Genomic DNA, 21,715 nt, shown 5'->3' with positions numbered 1-21,715 from the left:
GGGACTTATGGCCCTGCCGCAGCGTAGACCGGATCCGTACCGTCACCTACATGATGTCTGAAACCACACCGGTCACGATTCTGTCCGAGAGTGAATGCTGGAGCCTGCTGGGCAGTGTGACGCTGGGCCGCCTCGTCACCGATGTCGATGGAGAGCCAGAGATCTTCCCCATCAACTTCGTTGTGCAACACCGCACGGTGCTTTTCCGCACGGCCGAAGGCACCAAGCTGACGAGCGCGGCGATCAACAGGAATGTGCTGTTCGAGGCCGACGATACGACGATCAGCGAAGGCTGGAGTGTCATCCTCAAAGGCATGGCACAGACGCCCCGGACCGACGACGATATCCAGGACGCCGAACGTGCTTGGTTGTATCCGTGGACCGCTACTCCCAAGCCGCATTTCGTGCGCATCCGGCCGCTGCGGATCACGGGTCGGCGCTTCGTCTTCGGTCCCGAACCCGGCCACTGATGTCAGACGACACGATGTCCCGGTCGAACATCGACCAGCCGATCATCGTCGCCGTCGACGGGTCACCGGCGAGCAGGGCCGCGATCGAATGGGCGGCCGAGGAAGCACTCCTGCACGGGCGGCGGTTGACGCTGGTGCACGCCGTCGCCCCGGTGTACGTGGATACCCACGACCCCGTTCTGCGTGCACGCATTCAGCGGTGGCGCATATATTCGGCCAGAGAGCTTCTCGCCGACACCAAAGCCGACCTCGTGCAGCGCACGCAGCTGGATGCCGACGCGGTGGCAACGGTCCTGCAAGTGGCCCATCCGGTCCATATTCTCACGCAGGTTTCCCAACACGCCGCAATGCTGGTGCTGGGCAGTCGATTCCACGGCTCGTGGGGCGGACGGCGCCTCGGGTCGGTCAGTGCAGCGTTGTGTTACCGCGCGCACTGTCCGGTAGCCGTTGTGCACACGCATCGCCATGAAAGGGAAACCGCACCAGTCCTCGTCGGGGTCGACGGATCCGTGGCCTCCGACCACGCCGTGTCCGTGGCCTTCGAAGAGGCTGCCCGCCGCCGTGTCGGTTTGGTGGCGGTGCACGCCTGGAGCGACGAGAATGTCCTCCAGCTGATCGGGGCCGACTGGGATCATTACCGTGCGGACGCCGAGACGGCGCTACACACGGCCCTGCTGCAGGCCAGGGTGCGATATCCCGGCGTGACGGTGACCGAAAAGGTCTTCTGTGATCGCCCTGCCCACTGGCTCATCAAGGAAGCCGAGCACGCCGGTCTGGTGGTCGTCGGCAGTCATGGACGAGGAGTCGTGTCGGCATTGCTGAATGGCTCGGTTGCGACCGCGGTTGCCGAACGCGCCGATGTTCCGGTGATCATCGCCAGGGCTGGGTGAATGCACACCCAACACGTCTGTTTGCTCGACGGGACAACGGCGATGGTGCGCCCGCTGGAGGCCGCGGACTTCGACGCGGTTGTCGAGCTGGCCGATGCGCTCAGCGACGAGGAACGCTATCTGCGTTTCTTCACCCTGCACCCTTCCCATGTCGCCGACTGGGCCAGGTCACTGACCGATCCCGCGGCGGGCGCTGTCGCATTGGGCGCCTACGACCACGGCGAACTGGTCGGCGTCGCCAACTACATCCCCACGGCCGAGCCACAGCGCGCGGAGGTGGCGGTTCTGGTGGCGCGTTACCAACACGATCGAGGTGTGGGAACGGCATTGCTGAGCCGGCTCATCGGGATTGCCAGGCAAGCCGGGATCGAGCATTTCGTCGCCGAGGTGCTCGCGGAGAACAACGCGATGCTGCGGCTGTTGACGGGCTCGCATCTGCCGATCTCGATCCAGCGTTGCGAGTCCGTTCTCAATGTGGACGCCGATCTAGGTGCGATCCCGCAAGACCAGTAGTGAGCACTCGGTGCCACGCAGAATCGCCGCGGTCGCCGGGTCGACGAGTTGGGCGATCAGCTGCGGGTCGTCGGCTTGGGCGATGACGAGCTGGTCGATGTCGGCACTCTGCGCGAGCAGATCGGTGACATCGCTCGGTCTGGGCAGCACACACACCAGGGCACCAGAGCCCGGGCTGCGCTCGCCGAGGTAGGACTCGATCTTGGCTCTGATGTACTCGGAACGCTCTGACTCCGCGGGCCACGGGGTGAGCGCCAAGATCGAGGCGTCCCGCAGGCTGGCCTCGTCGATTGCCCTCTGGAGGATCGCCCGCGGGTGGGGCCGGTCATCGAGGATGGCCACGACCCACCGGTGCGGTCCCACCGCCTCACGCGCATGCCGCCGGTGCACGACCGCCACGGAGCACTCGGCCGCCTTCGTCACCAACGCAGCGGTCGACCCCCGACGTCCCGGCCCGGAATCGTGAGTCCCCTTCCAGCCCAGGCATATCAACCCTGCCGAACGCGACGCTTCGGCGAGCACGTCGACCGGATCTCCTTGCAGGATGTCGGTCTCTACCTTGACTTGCAGTCCGCTGGCGTTCAGCGCCTCGGCGACCGAACGCAGCGCGGCGGCTGCCGCCGCGGTCGCCGCGTCCGGGTCGGCCTCGTCAGCCTCCACGACAGAGATCAATCGCAACGGGACCTGGCGGCTCACCGCTTCCTCAGCGGCCCAGAAAGCGGCCCGCCGAGCGAACTTGGATCCGTCGATCCCGACGACAATGGGCAGCGATGGCGATGAGGACTGCGAGGAGGTCATGATGCACTTCCGGCTGGCTGGACGACTGCGGTCACCTTCACGCTAGGCGCGCACCGAACGCCCCGGTACGGTCTTTGGTCCCCAACCTGGGAGCATCAGTCCTTCGCCGACAGCCTGCCGTGGTGGCTGAACCGAGCGGCACGACGATGTATCCGATTCTCGACGCCTCGCGTTCGGCCGGCCGGGGCTCCGACAGGTTCCCGGTAGAACACCGACTTGGTGACCTCGACCAGGATCAGGTAGGCGACGGTGAGGCCGGCCAACGCCGCGAAATACTGCCAGGGCAGCGGGGTGAATCCGAGCTGCCGAGCAGGCGGCCAGTAGGTGATGGCGATACCGGCGGCGATGACGGACGCCGTCGACAGGGTCAACAGCCCGCCCGGCCTGCTACGGACGAACGGAATCCGTCTGGTACGGATCGCGAAGATGATCAGGGTCTGGGTGGCCAGCGATTCCACAAACCATCCGGTGCGAAACTCCGGCGGCGCGGCGTGCAGCACGCCCAGCATCAAACCGAAGGTGAGGAAGTCGAAGAGCGAGCTGACCGGGCCGAACGTCAGCATGAACCGCCTGATGAAGGCGATATTCCAATGCGACGGAGCCCGCAGCTGCTCGGCGTCCACCCGGTCGGTGGGAATGGCCAGTTGGGAACTGTCATAGAGCAGATTGTTCAGCAGGATCTGGCTGGGCAGCATGGGCAGGAACGGCAGAATCGACGAGGCCGCCGCCGCGCTGAACATATTGCCGAAATTGCTTGACGTGCCCATCAATACGTACTTGATGGTATTGGCGAAGATGCGTCGTCCCTCGGCAACACCGGCGGCCAGCACGCTCAGGTCCTTCTCGATCAGCACCACGTCCGCAGCATCCTTGGCGACATCGCTGGCCGTGTCGACCGAAATGCCCACATCGGCGGCATGAAGTGCGAGCGCATCGTTCACCCCGTCGCCGAGAAATCCCACCGATCGGCCGGTGCGCCTGGCCGCGGCGATCAAAGCCGCCTTCTGCTCGGGTGAGATCCTGGCGAAGATCGTGTTGTTCTGCACGGCTACGGCATACTCGTCCGGAGCGAGGCGCTGCAGCTCCGTTCCGGTGATCGTGCCGCGAGTGGGCAATCCGAGTTCGGCGCACACCTTCTCGGCGACCCGGGGATTGTCGCCGGTGGCCACCTTCACCTCGATACCCAGCGTGGCCAAAGCCTGGAGCGATTCGGCGGCAGCGGGTTTCGGCTCGTCGGCGAAGCACAGGAAGCCCTCGAGGGTCAAACCGCATTCGTCGGCGGCGGTGAGCAGGTTCAGCGCGGGTGCCGGCCGGCTCGCGACGGCCACCACACGACGGCCGTCGCCGAACAGTCTGTCCAGGGTGGCTTGGGCACCGTCGGGCACCACCGCACAACGGTCGAGAACCTGTTCCGGAGCGCCCTTGACGATGAGCCGCCGCACATCGTCGTCCACGAGCACCGAGGTAGCCCGCCGAACGTGGTCGAACGGCAAGGTGGCAATTCGACGTACGTCGCCGAGCGTCACGGAACCAACCGCGCCCTCGGCCAGAGCCGCATCCAGCGGATTTCCGCTGGCGCCGCCGGCATCGTCGACATCACTGGCCAGCAGGCCGTGGCGCAACACGGTGAGGTCCTGTGCCCCATGGCAATCGAGCGCACCGATATAGCTGATTCGCCCGTTCGTCAGCGTGCCGGTCTTGTCGGTGATCAGCACGTCGATATCGCCGAGGTCCTCGATGCACACCAACCGCTTCACCAGCACGTGCAGCGCGGCGAGCCGACGTGAGCCGGTGGCCAGGCTGGTGCTGACCACGGCAGGCAGTAGTTGCGGTGTAATGCCCACCGCGATAGCGAGCGCGAACAGGGCCGAATCGATGAGCGGGCGGCCCAGCATGATGTTGATGCCCAAAATGAAGGCGGTGAGCGTCAACGCCACCCAGAGCAGCAGGTACGAAAACTTGCGCAGGCCACGCTGAAAATCCGTCTCGGGGTGTCGCTCTCCCAATCCCGCCGCGAGCCGCCCGAACTGCGCATGCTCCCCCGTGGCGTACACCACGCCCACCGCTTCACCGGCGGTGACGACGGTCCCCATCAGGGCCAGGTTCGGGTAATCCACCAGGCCGCGCGGATCGTGGTCGGTGTCTGTGGATTTCTGCGCCGGGGTGGATTCACCCGAAAGGATGCTCTCGTTGCATTCCAATCCGTCGACGTCCGACAACCGGATATCGGCGGGTACCACCTCACCCAGCGTCAACCGGACCACGTCCCCCGGCACCAGATGCGTCACACTGTCCTTCACGAACTGGCCGTCGCGGCGAACCAAGGCGAAGTGGTGCACCTGCGAATGCAGCTGCGCGGTAGCCCGTTCGGCGCGGTACTCGTTGACGAAACTCAACCCGATGCTCGCCAACAGGATGACCCCGATGATGACTGCCTGGGTGGGGTCACCGAGAAAGAACGACATGACCGCGGTCGCGGCCAGCAGGAGCAGCAGGGCGCTGCGCAGTTGGCGGATCAGCACGGCCACCGCGCTGACCCGATGGGTCCGGACCGCGTTGGGGCCAAAGCGCTGTTGCCGCAGCAGTACCTCGCCCGACGTCAACCCTGCTGCGGTGGCACCTAGGGCGGCGAACACCGTCTCCAGCGGCTGCGCGGCGGCCTGGTCGGCGCCCAATTGGCCCGTGGGCGGCGTGGCGACGTCATCGCCCCGTCGCCGGGTGGGGAGCTCCGTCACCGGTCGTTGCTTTTCGGCCCGCAAACCAGCACCGGCACGGGCGAGTGGTGCAGCATGTTGAGGCTGGTCGACCCGAGCACCGTGGCAGCGACCGTATTGCGGCCACGGGCCCCGACAACGACGAGTTGCGCATCGTCCAGGCGCTGCAGCAGCGCCCGGCGCGGCTTCGACGGATCGACGACCAGGCTGACCTCCACGTCAGGATGCAACCGACGGTGAGGTTCGACGGCACGGGCGAGTTCCTCGTGCTGCAGAGTTTCCAGCGCTTCCCAGTCGATCAGGAAGGGGATGGACACCTCACCGGGCGGCATCCGAGTGGACCAGGCGTGCACGACCCGTAAGGGGGCCCCCAGCACGTCCGCCAATTCGAATGCATGCACAAGCGCGGCGCAGCTGGATCCGTCCACTCCCACCACAATAGGTTGTGTTGTCGGATGCAATGTTTCGCCGCGCCATGCGACGACCGGACACTCGGCGCGGGTCGTCATCTCCAGCGTGAGCGAACCCACCAGCAGTGCCGACGCCGGCGCGATGTCGTCGCCGCCCAACACCAGCAGGCGTGCATGCCGGCTCAGGGCCAGCAGCGTCTCCTCCACCGGATCGGTCGACGAGGTGGTGGTGACCTCCAGATCGGGATACGCGTGACGCACCCGGCCTGCGGCTGCCTCCAAGATCCTCGGCGCCGCCTCTTGTTGCACGTCGATGTACGCGGCGCGAACGGCGGCCATCGCATCGGTCAGATTGTGCGCGGCGTACGGTTTGGCGTGCACGATCTGCAGCGGCGCGCCGAGCCGGGCGGCGAGCGCGCCGGCCCAGCGTGCGGCATGCAGGGAGGTGATCGAGCCGTCGACTCCCACCACGACAGGCGTTGGCTGATCGGTCATTTCGGCTGATCTCCTTCCAGGCTGTCGACCTGGTACCGGACCGCGTCGAGCAGCAGCCGCTGTTCGGCTGCCGCCACCGCGCGACGCGTCCTGGGTACGGCATCCGGGTTCACCGAGATCGACGTGATCCCCATCCGAACGAGATGCTCGGCGAACGCCGGATTGGTGGACGGCGCCTGACCACACAGCGAGGACGGGATATGGAATCGGCGCGCGGTGGAGACGATGTGGCCGATGGCGTCCAGCACCGCGGCGTCGGCTTCGTCGAACACCTCGGCACAGGTTTCCGAGTCGCGGTCCACTCCCAACATCAGCTGGGTGAGGTCATTGCTGCCGATGGACACCCCGTCGATGCCCATCCCGATGTAGGTGGGAAGCCAGTGCACCACCGACGGGACCTCGGCCATGATCCACCGGTGCAGTCCGTGTTGCCTTCCCAGCCGCGAGCCATCCACCAGGTGCAGGCATTCGTCGAGCTCCCAGCGGGTCCGCACGAACGGAACCATCAAGTGCACGTTGGGATATCGATCCCGCACCTCGGCAAGTGCGGTCAGTTCCAACGCGAACAGGTCCGGCTCTTTGATGTAGCGGTAACAACCGCGGTAGCCGATCATCGGATTGTGCTCAATCGGTTCGAAGTCCTGTCCACCGGTGAGGTTGCGGAACTCGTTGCTCCGAAAATCGGTAGCCCGGTAAATGACGGGGCGGGGCGCGAAGGCGGCAGCGATCCGGCCTATCGCGTCGGTCATCGCGGTGACCAACGTGGACTGCTCGCCGCGAGCCATCAGTGCCCGCGGGTGCAGGCCCCCGAGCGCGTCGGTGAGCATCATCTCCGCACGGAGCAGTCCGACGCCGTCCACATCGGCGGTGGCCGCCGCCTCAGCAGTGTCGGGCATCGCCAGGTTCACATAGATCCGGGTGGCGGTGACCGGCGTGGCCGATGCCACCGACGCGCCGGCCGGAGCGGCGACAACCGCGACCGGTGCGGCCGGACCGGTGTCGCGGATCTGGCCGTGTGTGCCGTCGACGGTCACCATCGCGCCGGTCTGCAGCAGCGTGGTCGCCGACCGGGCACCGACCACGCACGGCACCGACAGCTCGCGGGCCACGATCGCCGCGTGACAGGTCATCCCCCCGCTCTCGGTGACGACTGCAGCGGCGCGACGGATGGTTGGCAGCCAGTCGGGGTTGGTCATCGGCGCCACCAGAACCTCCCCGTCCCGCAACAAGGAACCATCCGCAGGGGTTTGCAGCACCCGCACCCGGCCGCTGGCGGTGCCCGGCGCAGCGGGTAAACCGTTGAGGAGTACACCGTCACGCGACGGACGCTCATTGGGCGCTGCGGTCGGTGCCGGCCCCAGGGTGGTGATCGGCCTGGCCTGCACCAGCCACACGGCCTCGCCCTCGATCGCCCACTCGATGTCCTGCGGGTCCCGATAATGCCGCTCGGCGGTGATCGCCAGTTCGGTGATGCGGCGCAGATCCGCCTCGGAGAGCACCCGAGCGTTGACGTGGTCGGCGTCCAGTTCCACCACCGCGTCGCGCCCGTCGTCACCGCGCACGATCTTGAACGGTTTGACGCCGATTCTGGTGTCGACGACCCGCCCGGTTGTTTTGTCGACGACGTAGGTGTCGGGTTGCACCTTCCCGGATACCACGACTTCGCCTTGACCGAACGCGGCTTCGATGACGAGATGGTCGCGATTTCCGGTGCTGGGATCGGCGGTGAACGCAACACCCGCCCGATCCGCAGAGATCATGCGCTGAACGACGACGGCCATCTCGGGCGCTTCGGTGAAACCCCGCGCGGCCCGATAGGTGAGCACTCTCGGGGTGAACAGTGACGCCCAGCAGCCGGCCACCGCGTCGACGAGGTCCTGCTCTCCGGTGATGTTGGTAATCGAGCGGTTCATGCCGGCGAACGACGCATCCCTGCCGTCTTCACCGGCCGCCGACGAACGAACGGCCACCACCACATGCGGTCCGAGAGCGCGGTATGCCGCCACGACGGCGTCACGGAGCTCGGCGGTCAGGTTGCCACTGCGCACCTCATCGCGCATGCGCCGGCACAATTCGTCAAGACGTGCCGGGTCGTCGACACTTCCCAACGCCTCATGATGCAGCGCAGCCAGTTCGGCGTCGACACCACCGGCACGCATCGAGGAACGGTAGGCGTCACACGTCACGACGAAACCGGGTGGCACCGGTAATCCTGCGGCGATGAGCTCCCCCAGATTGGCGCCCTTCCCGCCGGCCTGGTCGGCGTCGACGAGCCGGATATCGGCAAGGTCCCGGACGAGCGCGCCGGTGTCTGCCGCTTTCCGCACCGGTGTCACTGATGTGCTCATCTCGATGCCGCCAGCAGCACTTTCAGCGCGCCGGTCTGGGCCGGCCGGCTGAACACGTCGTAGGCGTCTTCGAACTCGTCGAAGGTGAATCGATGGGTGATCATCGGTGCGGTGTCGATACGGTGTGCGGCGACCAGGTCGATGAGCGTCGGGGTGGAGTACGTGTCCACCAGCCCCGTCGTGATGGTCAGGTTCTTGATCCAGATGTCTTCCAGATGCAGCGTCGCCGGCGCGCCATGCACCCCGATGTTCGCGATGTGGCCGCCGGCTCGGGCCAACCGGACCGACTCCTCGAACGTGCCGGGCGTACCGACGGCTTCCATCACGCAATCCGCACCCAGCCCGCCGGTCAGTGAATCGACAACCGCGCGGGCCGATTCCCTGCCGGGGTTGACGATGACGTCGGCGCCGAACTTGCGCGCCGCCTCCAATCGTGAGTCAGCCACGTCGATCGAGACGATGGTGCGGGGACTGTACAACCGCGCGGTGAGGATGGCGGCCAGGCCGATCGGGCCGGCTCCGACGATGGCGACGACATCCCCTGGCCGCACCGTCCCGTTGAGCACACCCACCTCGTAGGAGGTGGGCAGGATATCGGCGAGCATGAGCATCTGATCGTCGGTCACCCCGGCCGGCACCAGATGGGTGGAGGTGTCCGCGAACGGAACCCTGACATATTCGGCTTGGGTGCCGTCGATCAGGTGCCCCAGGATCCAGCCCCCACCATCGAGACACTGCCCATAGCGCCCGTCCCGGCAGTAACGGCACCGTCCGCAGGCGCTGATGCAGGACACCAAGACACGGTCTCCGACCTTGCGGTTCTGGACCGCGGAGCCGACGGCGGTGACGGTGCCCACCGCCTCGTGACCGAGGATTCGACCGGCCTCGACTTCGGGGACGTCACCCTTCAAGATGTGCAGATCGGTGCCGCAGATCGTGACCGCATCGACCCGGACGACCGCATCGGTCGGATGCTGGATTCGCGGATCGGGCACTTCCTGCCACGACCGTTGCCCGGGACCTTGGTAGACAAGAGCTTTCATGCGTGGGAATCCTTCCGACTGACGTGTTCGACCGGGTGTCAGATGGTGACACAGCACAGCTTTCGCGCCTCGGCGATGCTGTCCTGTATCGGCTTGGTGGTGTCGATGCGGTGCGCGCCGGCCCAGGAGTCGGCATCGACCGCCAGGGGGGCCGCCATCTCCGCCGTCGCATCCGACGACGTGACTCCACGTCCCGAGATGCGCGCCTTGGCATCGTCGAGCGTTGTGGTGCAGACGAACTCCAACATCGCTGCCGCGCAGCGGGCGGCGAGTCGGCGAGCCTTGGCGCGGTGTTCGGGATTGCGCCAGGTGCCGTCGAGGATCACGCTGTAACCGCCGTCCAGCAACAGCCGGGCCCGCCGCAGTACCTCGTCGTAGACGAGGTCGACGTTCTCGGCCGTGTACAGCCCGCCATGCAAGGCTCCGGTGGCCCCGCCGATGCGTCCGGAGCGTCGAAGTTCCCGGCGGACGTCATCGGTCGACACGACGTGCGCGCCGATCTCACCCGCCAGCGACTGTGCCAGCGTTGATTTCCCGGTGCCCGGGCCGCCGCCGACGATGATCAGCCGGACCGCGCCATCCATGAGATGGGCGAGCGCAATGTCAAGATGCCGGCGGGCGTCGGCGCGCGCCTCCCGCCGGCCCTGCTGTACCCGGATGCAGTCCACCTTGGCCCGTACGACGGCGCGATAGGCGATATAGAAGTCCGTCAGCGCCGGCGGCGCCTGGTCGCCGGCCAGCATGCCGTACTGCGCGATGAAGTGCTCGGCGAGGTCTCTGCGGCCCAGGAATTCCAGATCCATGGCCAAGAATGCGGCATCGTCGATGCCGTCGACATAGCGCAGGTGGTCGTCGAATTCCAGGCAGTCCAGCAGCGCCGGACCGTCGGGCAGGCAAAAGACGTCGGCGGCCAGCAGGTCGCCGTGACCGTCGACGATCCGCCGATCCGCGATGCGCTGCGCGAAAAGGTGCTGGCGGCCCGCGATGAACCGCTCGACGAGCCGCTCGACCTCCATCACGGCGTCGGGGGCCAGGATGTCGCCGGTGAAACGGGTCAACTCGGTGAGATTTTCCCGCCAGCGGTCGGCAACGGCATCCACGGTTGCGCAGGCGTCGACCGCGCCACCGCGCTCGGCGTCGCGGTGGAAGGCCGCCAGCACCGCGGCAATCCGGTCCAACTCCGCAGTCACCGAGCGTCTACCGCTGACCATGGTCGCCAGGCACATCGAATCGGGGTGCCGGCGCATCACGATCACCGGCTCCGCAGGGCCGGTCTGTGGACCGCTGAAGTGTGCGACTCCCAGATAGCTCGACGGTGCCAACCGCCGGTTCAACTGAATCTCACGTTGGCAGACGTCCTCGCGGGCCTCGACGGTGCGGAAGTCCAGGAAGTCGGTGACCACCGGTTTCTTGGCTTTGAACGCCCGGTCACCCACCAACACCACGACACCGGTGTGGGTTTCGTGAACGGCCGCGGTGTCAGGTGCTGGTTGCATATCCACCATGCTCGCCGCCGGGTCCGGCCACCGACAGCGGTCGAGGGACCCAGGTGGTGCGCCGATGGTCCTCGTTGTTCAGGGCACAAAGACTCTGTTCATCGCGGCTGCCGCGAGCTTCACCGATTTGTGGGACCTATGGCCCTTACGCGGGCTTCACATCGACGCCAGGGTTGAACACGTGCCGACAACGACGATGAAGGGAGCGATCATGCCGCAGACCACGGTGAGCACCGACGTGCTCAAGGAGGCGGTGCACCTGGCATGCCGGGCTCCGTCGATACACAACAGCCAGCCGTGGCGTTGGATCGCCGGTGCCAGCACGCTGGAACTCCATCTCGATGTCAGCCGGCTGGTCAGGTCCGATTCCTCGGGCCGCCAGGCCCTGATCAGTTGCGGTGCCGTGCTCGACCACCTGCAAGTGGCGATGGCAGCCGCCGGATGGGCATCGTTCGTGGACCGCTTCCCCAACCCCAACGACCACCGCCATCTCGCGTCGATCGACTTCGCCCCGATGGAATACGTCACCGATGGCCACCATCGGCGGGCGCAGGCCATCGGCCGGCGCCGCACGGATCGGCTCCCATTCGCCGCCCCGAAGAATCCCGCTGCCGTCGAGACGGCACTGCGGCAAGCCGTGACCGATGCCGCCATTCTCGATGTCCTCGGCGACGACGCCCGACCGGCTCTCGTCGAAGCCGCGGCCGGAACCGAGGCAGCGCGACTGTACGACTCCGCCTACCATGCCGAATTGGATTGGTGGACTTCTTCTCTCGACCCGACCGCCGGTATACCCCACAGCGCGTTGGTCTCGGCTCCCGAACGGGACCGGGTCGCGCTCGGCCGCCGCTTCCCGGTCACCCACCACGAAGAGCAACGGCGCGAGGTACCGGAAGACCGCTCGTTGATCCTGGTGCTGTCCGCCTACGACGACACCCGCCAAGACGTACTCCGCTGCGGCGAAGCGCTTTCCGCGTTGCTGCTGACGGCCACCATGGACGGGCTCGCGACGTGCACACTGACCCATCTGACCGAGACCCCGGCCGGCAGGGATATCGTCAGCTCGCTGACGGGCCGTGCGCTGCCCGAGATATTGATCAGGGTGGGCAGCGTACCCACCGATGAGGAAACTCCTCCCCCGACCCCGCGCCGGCCGCTGGCCGAAGTCCTGATTGTCAATCGCTGAACCCACGGGCCAGTCACTCGAAAGGAAATGGCATGGGCCACAAACATTCCAAGAAACACCTCGACAATCTGACCGTCAAGATCGACGTTGATCGGGTGGGCGAAGGAACCACGGCAGTCGCCCGGATGGACTGGGAAGACGGCGAACTGATCGGTCGCGGCCGGACCACCCTGGACCCGGAAGATCACTTTCCCGCGGAGGTCGGCGAGAATCTCGCCATCGCACGGGCATTGTCGGATATCGCCGGCAAGCTCTACGCCGCGACCGCGTCGGAGATCCAGCTGGTGACCGGCGAACGAGTTTCGGTCCGCTGAGTGGGAAACCCTTCATGATCACCGCCTGCCATATTCCGCCGCCACGCCCGCGAGAGCCCGCTGACGTCAGCACCATGAGTGCGGGCAACGCCGCAGAGTCGGGGGCCTTGCGGGTCTTCCTCGTCGACGATCACGAGGTGGTCCGGCGCGGGTTGATCGACCTGCTCAGCACCGACCCCGAACTGCGCGTCGTCGGCGAGGCCGGTTCGGTGGCACAAGCCATGGCATTGGTACCCACCGCCCGGCCCGACGTGGCGGTCCTCGACGTGCGCCTACCGGACGGCAATGGCATCGAGCTGTGCCGCGATCTGCTCTCGGACCTGCCCGAACTGAGTTGCCTGATGCTGACGTCCTTTACCTCCGATCAGGCCATGTTGGATGCCATCCTCGCCGGAGCCAGCGGCTACGTGCTCAAAGACATCAGGGGCATGCAACTGGCCCAGGCGATCAAAGATGTGGGGGCGGGCCGTTCGCTGCTGGACAATCGAGCGGCCGCCGTCCTGATGGCCAAACTGCGTGGCACGGCGCAACGCGCCGATCCCCTGGCGAAGCTCAGTGAGCAGGAGCGTGTGCTGCTCCAACTGATCGGTGAAGGGCTCACCAACAGACAGATCGCCGCCAGGATGTTCCTGGCCGAGAAGACCGTCAAGAACTACGTGTCCCGACTGCTGACCAAATTGGGGATGGAACGCCGCACCCAGGCGGCGGTGTTCGTCTCCACGTTGGATCAGCCCAGCAACGACGACCCCGAATCGGCGTCCGCCGATCCCACGGGAATCACGGTGTGCCGGTGACCGAATCCAGGTCATGTGCACCTGCGGCCGTCAACCGGCTCGCCAGATCGGCCAGGGCTCGTGCCGCAGCCAGCTCGTCGTCGATGGCGACAAGCCTGGGATTACGGTTCCCGACCCGGCTGAACCCCACACCGGTCGATATCTTGCCCAGCCGGTGCAGTTCCGCACGAGCGCGGGTCTGTCCCTGGTACTCGTCGAAGCACACGTCGATGGTCCAGTGCTTGGCACCATCGTCGCCATCGGTGTGTGGGCACCACGCGCCGGAAGGATTCATAGCTCTATCCGACTACACCCGCTGCGAGGGCACTAGGGAAAGAAGTCCTTTCCCGGCGAGGCTTCCAGTGTGGGACCAGTGGCCCTAGTGGCCGACCGGCCCGGCGCGCCATGGTGTAAGCATGAGGATCAACGTGGCGCGACTGGGAGCGTTGGCGGTGCTGCTCTACGGGGCGCGGCGCTATTGGCGCAATTGGGGTACGACGAAGGACGAGTGCGATTCGGCACTCACCGGTGACGAACGGCTGCACGCCCCGCGGGTGACGACGACCGAGGGCGTGTGGGTCGACCGGCCCGTGGAGCAGGTGTGGCCGTCGGTGACCCGGCGGCTGTGCGCCGACGGCGCCGGGAAACTCGCGGTCGGCGACGTGACCTGGCTGGTCCCGCCCGGCCGGTACGGTTCGCGCGACGGTATCGCGTTATCGGTGGTCGACGTGACCCCCGATGCGGAGATCGTGCTGCGCGGAGCCCCGCCATCGGCCCCGTGGGAGGTGGTGTGGTCCATCCACCTGGTGCCACGCTGGGATGACCGGTGCCGCTTGCTCGTGCGCACCCGGGTCGGATTGCGGCATCCGGCCGAGTTCCTTGTGACCGCACTGGGCGGCCCGCTGATCTCAGCCCTCAATCGCCGACTGTTGCTGGCCGTCAAACATGCTGCCGAACAACAATCGACGCAGCCCGCCGCGGCGGGCGCGGCCGCGCCGTGACGATGCGCTGGAAGGCGCTAGCCGACCGGGCTGCCCGAGGCGGTCCCGCCACGCTGTTGGTGATCACGCTCGTCGCTCTGGGGAGCGGTGGGCTCGCTTGGTGGTTGGGCGAACATCTATTGGCCCAGCGGCTTTGGAGCGCAGGGACCCTGGTGGCTCTGGTACCGGCGGTGTGGTGGGTGATCACCGCGATACAGCGTCGCCGATTCGGGGCCGACATCATCGCCGTGCTGAGCCTGGTCGGCACGCTTGGGATCGGTGAGCACCTCGCCGGTGCATTGATCGCCGTCATGCTTGCCACCGGGCGTGCGCTGGACGCCGCGGCAGAACGGCGGGCCCGCCGCGACCTCACCGCCCTCACCGACCGGGTTCCACCGCACGCGCGACGAATCGACACCGATGGTGTGACGACTGTGCCGCTGCGCGATGTCGTCGCCGGCGACCGGCTGATCGTCGGTCCCGGCGAGGTGGTCCCCGTCGACGGACTGATCAGCTCCGACGCGGCGACACTGGACGAGTCGGTGCTCACCGGCGAATCCGTCTATGCCGAACGCCGATCCGGTGATGCGGTGCGCAGCGGGGCTGTCAACGCCGGCGCGGCAATCGAAATCCGGGCCACGGCCACCGCCGAGCGCAGCACCTACGCCGGCATCGTACGGTTGGCCCAGGAAGCTGCCGCCCAGAGCGCACCGGTGGTCCGCCTGGCCGACCGGATGGCGGCCTGGTTCTTACCGTTGACACTCGCGGTGGCCGGTGCCGCGTGGTTGCTCAGCGGATCGGCCGAACGTGCCGTCGCCGTCTTGGTGGTCGCCACACCGTGCCCGCTGTTGCTCGCGGCTCCGGTGGCGATCGTGTCGGGATTGTCGCGGGCAGCTCGAATCGGCGTGATCGTCCGCAGCGGTGGCGCATTGGAAAACCTGGGGCGGACAACCACTTTGGTGCTGGACAAGACGGGGACACTCACCACCGGCCGGCCGATCGGATCCGACGTCCTCACCGCACCGGGGTGGACGGAGACCGACGTGCTGCGGCTGGCCGCCACCGCGGACCGGTTCTCGCCACATGTGCTGGCCCAGGCCATCGTCGAGGCAGCCAACGGCCGCGACATCGTCCTCGGTATGCCGCACGACGTCGTGGAGAACGCCGGGACCGGCACGACGGCCACCGTAGAGGCGACACGTGTGACGGTCGGCAACCGGTCGCTGCCGCCGAACCCACCAGCGTGGGCAGGTAATGCAGTGACCCGCGCGGCATTCGACGGATCGGTCATTGCGTGGGTATCGGCCGATGATGCGTTGGTCGGCGCGATCCTGCTGCAGGATCCGCTGCGGGTGGACGCACCCCGAACTCTTCGCCGATTGCGTGCGGCAGGTATCGACCGCATGGTCATGTTGACCGGCGACCGCCTCGCCCCTGCCGAACACATCGCCGCGGTGCTGGGGCTCGACCAACTGCGGGCTGACCAGACCCCGGCCGACAAGGTGGCAGGCGTGCGGGCCGAACGGGCCAAAGCCGTCACGGCCATGGTGGGTGACGGCGTCAACGATGCGCCGGCCCTCGCGGCGGCTTCGGTCGGAATCGCGCTCAGCGGATTCGGTTCGACGGCAAGCTCACAGACGGCCGACGTCGTCTTGGCGACCGGGCGCATCGACCGGCTGGCCGATGCGATGCTGATCGCGCGTCGGGCACGGCGCATCGCCATCGAGAGCGCCGGCATCGGTATGGGGTTGTCCCTGCTGGCCATGTGTGTGGCCGCGGTGGGGCTGCTGCCGCCAACCATCGGCGCTTTGTTGCAGGAGATGATCGATCTGGCCGTCATCCTCAACGCACTGCGGGCGCTGCGCACACCTGGTGTCGGTGGACCGGTCTTGGCGCCTGACACCGAAGCACTGCTTCGTCGCTTCTCCGAGGAACACGACCGCATGCGCGGGGAGTTGGGGGTCTTCCGTGCGGCCGCACACCGCCTGTCCGACGGCGATCTCACCGGGGCGCTGCCGCTGGTGCGACGCGCCGACGCCTTCGCCCAACAGGTCATCCTCCCGCACGAACACGCCGAGGACCGCGGCCTCTATCCGGCACTGGCAGCCCCGCTGGGTGGACCGGAAGCCACCGCGACGATGAGCCGGATGCACGCCGAGATCGACCGGTTGGTGCGCCGACTACACACCCACGTGACGGTCGCCGACGAGCGCGGTGCGATCGGCGAAGCCCAGCACGAGGACCTGGTTGCCTGCCTGTACGGCCTGGATGAGTTGCTGGCCGTGCATTTCGTTGCCGAAGAGGAGAACTACTTCACCCTCCTGCAGCACACGACGACCGCTTCGCGGTGATGACTTTTTGCCCTATCGGCCGGTATCGGATCCGCGAAACGATGAGCGTCAATAACATTCAGCGAAGGAGCACCCCGATGTCCACGTCCACAACGAAATACGGCATCTTGGTCGCCGTCGACGGATCACCGGCGTCGGATGCGGCCGTGGCTTGGGCCGCAAGGGAATCCGCACTGCGCCATATTCCGGTCACCCTGTTCCATGTCATCGCACCGCTCATCGTGACATGGCCGATCACCACGGCACAGCTGGAGATCGCCGAGTGGCAGGACGACAACTCGCGGCAGGTCCTCGAACAGGCGGCGAAGATCTTCCACGCCGCCACCGGTGCTGCCGATGCTCCCCCGGTGCGCACGGAGTCCGCGCCCTCGCCGGTCATCCCCACCCTGTACGAGGTGTCGAAGGACGCAACGATGATCGTGGTGGGAAATCGCGGTACCGGCCCGCACCGGCACCTGCCGATCGGATCGGTGGGCGCCGGGCTGCTTCATCATGCCCACTGCCCCGTTGTGGTCGTTCGCGCCGGCGTCGACGTGGACACCAGCGCCCCCGTCCTCGTGGGGGTCGACGGATCGCCCACGTCAGAATCCGCGACCCGGCTCGCCTTCGAAGAGGCGTCGCTGCGGGGGGTCGACCTAGTGGCCATGCACGCGTGGAGCGATACCGAGGTGTTCCCGGCGGTCGAGATGGACTGGCACCTCTATCAAGAGCAAGCACACGAGACGCTGGCCGAACGCCTCGCCGGCTGGCAGGAGCGGTATCCCGATGTCCACGTGGAGCGCAGACTGCCGTGTGACCGTCCCGCGCACTGGCTGGTCACCGAATCCCGCACGGCGCAATTGGTGATCGTCGGGAACCGCGGCCGGGGCGGCTTCTCCGGTTTGCTCTTGGGCTCGGTGAGTTCCACCGTGGCACAGCTCTCCGCGGTACCGGTGATCGTCGTACGGGAGTGAGCACAGCCGTCATGACCGAGAGTTACCCGCCGCGGGAGCCGGCGGCGTGATCGCTGAGGCCCCCCGCATCGGCACCGACCGGGCCGATCGCCGTATCGGCACGCTGCCCGACGCCCTGGGTAGCCTGGACCAGATCGATTCGGTCCTCGCCGGCCGAACGCCGGTCGTGCTCCTCGATCTCGACGGGGCGCTGTCCTGCGCAGGCACAGATCCGACCGCCGTGACGTTGGCGCCGGGAGTCGCCGGGGCGGTGCGTGCGCTGAGCGCCGTCTGCCCCGTCGCGGTGATCAGCGGCCGTACCCTGTCCGATATCAGAGCCACGGTGGGGATACCCGGGTTGTGGTACGCCGGTTCACACGGTTTGGCAGTGCTCGACCCCGACGGCCTCCTCCACCGCAACGGTATCAACCACGGCCCGGATGCCAGCTGGGGCAGGGGCGACGCGGTGCGCTGCCTCGTCGGCCAACTCACCACAGATCGCAGGCTTCTGCCGATCTACATTGGTGCCAACCTGGCCGACGAGGATGCCTTCGACGCCATCCGACGCGACGGCATCGGCATCGTGGTCCGGTCTCGAGACGGTGATCGCGCTACCGCCGCCGACTTCACCCTGAACGGGACCGATGGCACCACCAGGCTGCTGACCCGCCTGACAAAGGCGTTGTCCCCCGCACAGTCGGTCACCGAAGGCTGGTCCCTCTCGTTCGAGGGGTACCACCCGCAGGCGGAGCGATTGCATGAGGCGTTGTGTGCCGTCGGTAACGGCGCTCTGGCGAGCCGTGCCGCAGCACCGGATGGTGGTGATTCGGCCGCCCACTACCCCGGCACCTATGCCGCAGGTGTCTACAACCGGCTGACCGATGTCGTCGACGGCATAGCGGTCAGCAACGAGAGCATCGTCAATCTGCCCGATTGGCTGCCCCTGACCTTCCGCATCGATGGCGGGCGGTGGTTCGACGTGGACACCGCCGAGCTGCTCTCCTATCGTCAAACAATCGATATCCGGACTGCGGAATGCCTGCGTGAGTTACGGTTTCAGGACCAGGCGGGCCGTCGCACCTCCATAACCCAACGACGGTTCGTTTCCATGCACGACCCTCATGTCTGTGCGCTGCAGATGACGCTGGTCGCCGAAAACTGGTCGGGCAGCATCGATATCCGCTCGACCATCGACTCGACCACCACCAATTCCGGCGTGGCGCGGTACCGAGCGCTGTCCGGCCGGCATCTCGAAACCGTCTCGATCGGTGAACTTCCCGGAGATGCGGTGCTTGTCGAGGCCCGAACGACGCAGTCGCACATACCGATCGCGGTCGCGGCCCGCACTACCCTGTGGGAGCTCGACCGAGCCGCCGAGGTCACGGCACGTTTCCGCAACGATCCGTCAGGCGCGGGGCACGACTTCACCACCGATGTCGTCGCCGGCCGACCGCTGACCGTCGAGAAGTGCGCCGTCATCGTCACCGGTCACGCTCGCGCGATATCGGTTCCTGGGGAGGCCGCCGGTCAGCGGCTGACCCATCTCGGCCGCTACGCCCAGCTGTTCGATGACCAGCGCACGATCTGGACGCAGCTCTGGCAGAAGTTCGATTTCGGCATGCCGGCCGCAACGGAATCCGAGACGATACTGCGCCTGCACATCATGCACCTTCTGCAGTCGGTTCCCGGCCCTGGCGCCGACCTGGACGCCGGGGTACCCGCGCGCGGATTGCACGGCGAGGCGTACCGAGGCCACATATTCTGGGACGAGTTGTTCATCATCCCCCTGCTCAGCCTGCGTCTACCCGAGGCAGCGCGCAGCGCCCTTGCCTACCGCAGCCGGCGGCTGCCGCAGGCTCGCCGGGCCGCGCACGACGCCGGATATACGGGTGCGATGTTCCCGTGGCAATCCGGCAGCGACGGAAGCGAGCAGAGCCAGCGGCTACACCTCAATCCGCTGTCAGGACGCTGGATTCCGGACAGCAGTCACCTGGCCCACCACATCGGGTCCGCTGTCGCCTACACCGCGTGGCACCACTACCAGATCACCGGTGACCGTCAGTACCTGATCGACCGTGGGGCCGAGATCATCGTGGAGATCGCCCGATTCTGGGCCAGCCGGGCCCGGTACGACGGCGAGCGGCACCGGTTCGTCATCGACGGTGTGATCGGACCCGACGAATTCCATTCCGGCTACCCGGATGCACCCGGCCACGGCATCAACAACAACGCCTACACGAATGTCATGGCGGTGTGGGTGATCCTGCGCGCGTTCGATGCGCTCGACGCTCTACCGCTGCCGGACCGATTAGATCTACTGGACCGGATACACGTCACCGCAGCGGAATTGGCGCAGTGGGATGCGGTGAGCAGGCGCATGTTCGTTCCGTTTCATGACGGTGTCATCAGCCAATTCGAGGGGTATCAGAACCTGGCCGAGCTCGACTGGTCCGCCTACCGCCGACGCTACGGTGATATCGCCCGGCTGGACCGCATTCTGGAATCGGAGAACGACGATGTGAACCGGTATCAGGTTGCCAAGCAGGCCGATGTGCTGATGCTCTTCTACCTGTTGTCCGCAGATGAGCTCCGTGGCATCTTCGCCCGGCTGGGCTACCGGTTCCGACCGCGGCAGATACCCGAAACCGTCGCGTATTACGCGGCCCGCACGTCACACGGGTCCACATTGAGCGCTGTCGTGCATTCCTGGGTCTCGGCGCGCGGCAACCGCGATCAAGCCATGCGCTACTTCGCCGAAGTGCTCAAGTCCGACATCTCCGACGTTCAACACGGTTCGACGGCTGAAGGCGTCCACCTGGCGGCCATGGCGGGCAGTGTCGATTTGTTGCAGCGCTGCTTCACGGGCTTGGAGACCCGGGGCGACCGCTTGGTGCTGGGCCCGATGTGGCCGAAGGCTCAAGGTCAGCTGACGTGCTCACTGTGGTATCGCGGCCATCGGTTACATCTGGTGATCAGCGGACGGGAGGCTGACGTCACCGCCGATCCCACGGGGGTGCCCGCGATCGAGGTCGAGTGCCGGGGCCACGTTCAGCGTTTGGCGTCGGGGCAGTCCATCCATATCCGGTGAGCACGCCGGTGACCGCTGCTGCCGGGTCAGCATGCGCCGGGTGACATTGAGGGTGAGCGGAATGAGATGGGCCGTGATGCGCGCGTCGGCCGCCAGCCGGTGATACGTCGTCGTCACCAGTTGGGTGATCTCCATCCGGGAGTGCCCGGGAAACCTCGTCGCCAACATGGATACCAAGCCGTCCAGTTCATCCCGCAGCAGTGCCGGTTCCGGCAGGTGGACCGCGACGGTGAGACTCATCAGCTGTCGAACCGATGTGGTGCGCGACCGCCGGGTCCGTCCAGCGCCGCGGCGAGCTCCCGATCCCAGGTCGCATGTCGGACTCGGTCGAGGCGCCGACGCACCGCCCAGACGATGCCGGCCGATGCGGCGGCGACACCGCCCCACAGCAGCACGGCGACCGCCACCGCATCGGCCACGGCTTGGCGGGCATCGGTCGGCGCCGTGGTGTTCAGGCCCTCTGCATCCACCCAGATATCCCCTTTGGCTCCGGCTTTGGCCGGTTCCGGCCAGGGCACCACGTCCAGATGGTCGGTGCCCGCGGCGGTCCAGCGGGCCCGGACGGTGTACGTGCTCTGGGTGTGCTGCATGACGACCGTGGTGTCGTCTTGGGCGGTGGCCTGAACCAGGTGGCGGGTCGCCGCCTGGTCGGCGTAGCGGTGCGCCTGGGTGTCGTGCACCGCGGTGCCGACGGCCGCCGCAACCGGTGCGGCCAGGACGACGAACACCATCGCGAGAACCATTGCCAGATCCTCGATTCGGTCGCTGATCCGCACCAGCGGATTACGGCTGAGCAAGCGGGCTCCGGCGGCACCGCCGAGACCGATGATGAAACTGTCCACGTCCGCTCCTCCGATAGCCGCCCGGTGGTGATGTTCCCAGCATGTCCCATGGGGACCGAGAGACTTAGGGTC

Annotated in this window: 18 protein-coding genes and 1 pseudogene; 10 read left to right on the top strand and 9 right to left on the bottom strand. The window is 66.8% G+C overall.

All coding sequences use genetic code 11. The features are described from left to right. Nucleotides 1–53 precede the first annotated feature (53 nt). From SBI67_RS23835 to SBI67_RS23825, 3 genes are read left to right on the top strand one after another with little or no spacing between them, the layout of a single operon-like run. Nucleotides 54–470 carry a pyridoxamine 5'-phosphate oxidase family protein gene (locus SBI67_RS23835; RefSeq protein ID WP_413232560.1) on the top strand — a complete coding sequence of 139 codons (417 nt, stop codon included), beginning with the start codon at nucleotides 54–56 and terminating at the stop codon, nucleotides 468–470. Continuing rightward, nucleotides 470–1,360 (top strand): universal stress protein, encoded by an 891-nt coding sequence (locus SBI67_RS23830; protein ID WP_318982917.1) that lies wholly within the window; start codon nucleotides 470–472, stop codon nucleotides 1,358–1,360. The genes SBI67_RS23835 and SBI67_RS23830 overlap by 1 nt, the downstream gene beginning before the upstream one ends. After that, nucleotides 1,361–1,873 (top strand): GNAT family N-acetyltransferase, encoded by a 513-nt coding sequence (locus SBI67_RS23825; RefSeq protein ID WP_318982916.1) that lies wholly within the window; start codon nucleotides 1,361–1,363, stop codon nucleotides 1,871–1,873. Here SBI67_RS23825 and SBI67_RS23820 read toward each other — a convergent pair. The 6 genes from SBI67_RS23820 to SBI67_RS23795 form a co-directional block, all read right to left on the bottom strand. After that, a complete protein-coding gene (locus tag SBI67_RS23820; protein ID WP_318982915.1) occupies nucleotides 1,847–2,671 on the bottom strand; it encodes a universal stress protein in 825 nt (274 codons plus the stop codon). The two genes, SBI67_RS23825 and SBI67_RS23820, sit on opposite strands and share 27 nt — an antisense overlap. A 95-nt stretch (nucleotides 2,672–2,766) precedes the next feature. Beyond that, the gene (mgtA, locus tag SBI67_RS23815) at nucleotides 2,767–5,406 is read right to left on the bottom strand and encodes a magnesium-translocating P-type ATPase (RefSeq protein WP_413232552.1); all 2,640 of its coding nucleotides are present in this window, start codon (nucleotides 5,404–5,406) and stop codon (nucleotides 2,767–2,769) included. After that, nucleotides 5,403–6,290 (bottom strand): universal stress protein, encoded by an 888-nt coding sequence (locus SBI67_RS23810; protein WP_318982914.1) that lies wholly within the window; start codon nucleotides 6,288–6,290, stop codon nucleotides 5,403–5,405. The genes mgtA and SBI67_RS23810 overlap by 4 nt, the downstream gene beginning before the upstream one ends. After that, nucleotides 6,287–8,638: a phosphoenolpyruvate synthase gene (gene ppsA, locus SBI67_RS23805; protein ID WP_318982913.1), complete on the bottom strand. Its 2,352-nt coding sequence runs from the start codon at nucleotides 8,636–8,638 to the stop codon at nucleotides 6,287–6,289. The genes SBI67_RS23810 and ppsA overlap by 4 nt, the downstream gene beginning before the upstream one ends. Next, nucleotides 8,635–9,681 (bottom strand): zinc-dependent alcohol dehydrogenase family protein, encoded by a 1,047-nt coding sequence (locus tag SBI67_RS23800; protein WP_318982912.1) that lies wholly within the window; start codon nucleotides 9,679–9,681, stop codon nucleotides 8,635–8,637. Before SBI67_RS23800 ends, ppsA begins: the two co-directional genes overlap by 4 nt. 38 nt (nucleotides 9,682–9,719) lie before the next feature. Continuing rightward, entirely contained in the window at nucleotides 9,720–11,177 is a 1,458-nt protein-coding gene (locus tag SBI67_RS23795; RefSeq protein WP_318982911.1) for a bifunctional aminoglycoside phosphotransferase/ATP-binding protein, read from the bottom strand. 211 nt (nucleotides 11,178–11,388) lie between these two features. Here SBI67_RS23795 and SBI67_RS23790 point away from each other — a divergent pair, with 211 nt between their 5' ends. The 3 genes from SBI67_RS23790 (at nucleotide 11,389) to SBI67_RS23780 (ending at nucleotide 13,471) form a co-directional block, all read left to right on the top strand. Continuing rightward, nucleotides 11,389–12,363 (top strand): Acg family FMN-binding oxidoreductase, encoded by a 975-nt coding sequence (locus tag SBI67_RS23790; protein ID WP_318982910.1) that lies wholly within the window; start codon nucleotides 11,389–11,391, stop codon nucleotides 12,361–12,363. Nucleotides 12,364–12,395: 32 nt separating this feature from the next. After that, nucleotides 12,396–12,677 carry a dsRBD fold-containing protein gene (locus SBI67_RS23785; RefSeq protein WP_318982909.1) on the top strand — a complete coding sequence of 94 codons (282 nt, stop codon included), beginning with the start codon at nucleotides 12,396–12,398 and terminating at the stop codon, nucleotides 12,675–12,677. Between the two features lie 74 nt (nucleotides 12,678–12,751). Continuing rightward, a complete protein-coding gene (locus tag SBI67_RS23780; protein WP_318982908.1) occupies nucleotides 12,752–13,471 on the top strand; it encodes a response regulator in 720 nt (239 codons plus the stop codon). Here SBI67_RS23780 and SBI67_RS23775 read toward each other — a convergent pair. Continuing rightward, nucleotides 13,455–13,745, bottom strand: coding sequence for a dsRBD fold-containing protein (locus tag SBI67_RS23775; protein ID WP_318982907.1), 291 nt, complete (start codon nucleotides 13,743–13,745; stop codon nucleotides 13,455–13,457). The genes SBI67_RS23780 and SBI67_RS23775 overlap by 17 nt on opposite strands. A 121-nt stretch (nucleotides 13,746–13,866) precedes the next feature. Between SBI67_RS23775 and SBI67_RS23770 the strand changes: the two genes are divergently transcribed. The 4 genes from SBI67_RS23770 to SBI67_RS23755 all read left to right on the top strand — a co-directional run bounded on the left by SBI67_RS23770 (nucleotide 13,867) and on the right by SBI67_RS23755 (nucleotide 20,801). Further along, entirely contained in the window at nucleotides 13,867–14,451 is a 585-nt protein-coding gene (locus SBI67_RS23770) for an SRPBCC family protein (RefSeq protein ID WP_318982906.1), read from the top strand. Nucleotides 14,452–14,453: 2 nt separating this feature from the next. Next, nucleotides 14,454–16,781 (top strand): heavy metal translocating P-type ATPase, encoded by a 2,328-nt coding sequence (locus SBI67_RS23765; RefSeq protein ID WP_318983045.1) that lies wholly within the window; start codon nucleotides 14,454–14,456, stop codon nucleotides 16,779–16,781. 77 nt (nucleotides 16,782–16,858) lie between these two features. Then, complete coding sequence (locus SBI67_RS23760) at nucleotides 16,859–17,734, top strand: universal stress protein (protein ID WP_318982905.1); 876 nt, start codon at nucleotides 16,859–16,861, stop codon at nucleotides 17,732–17,734. A gap of 46 nt (nucleotides 17,735–17,780) precedes the next feature. After that, nucleotides 17,781–20,801 carry a trehalose-phosphatase gene (locus SBI67_RS23755; protein ID WP_318982904.1) on the top strand — a complete coding sequence of 1,007 codons (3,021 nt, stop codon included), beginning with the start codon at nucleotides 17,781–17,783 and terminating at the stop codon, nucleotides 20,799–20,801. Nucleotides 20,802–20,876: 75 nt separating this feature from the next. On the opposite strand, the pseudogene SBI67_RS29165 reads toward SBI67_RS23755, so the two are convergent. Together SBI67_RS29165 and SBI67_RS23750 are read right to left on the bottom strand one after the other, a co-directional pair. After that, nucleotides 20,877–21,041 (bottom strand): annotated as a pseudogene (locus SBI67_RS29165) (three-helix bundle dimerization domain-containing protein); the annotation flags it as partial. Further along, nucleotides 21,041–21,643: an Rv1733c family protein gene (locus SBI67_RS23750; RefSeq protein ID WP_318982903.1), complete on the bottom strand. Its 603-nt coding sequence runs from the start codon at nucleotides 21,641–21,643 to the stop codon at nucleotides 21,041–21,043. The pseudogene SBI67_RS29165 and the gene SBI67_RS23750, both read right to left, overlap by 1 nt. Nucleotides 21,644–21,715 lie beyond the last annotated feature (72 nt).

Origin of the sequence: Mycolicibacterium chengduense, from assembly GCF_033741155.1 — a bacterium.
Taxonomy (GTDB): Bacteria; Actinomycetota; Actinomycetes; order Mycobacteriales; family Mycobacteriaceae; genus Mycobacterium.
Note: the sequence above shows the minus strand (reverse complement) of the source record. Positions and strands in the feature narration are given on the sequence as shown.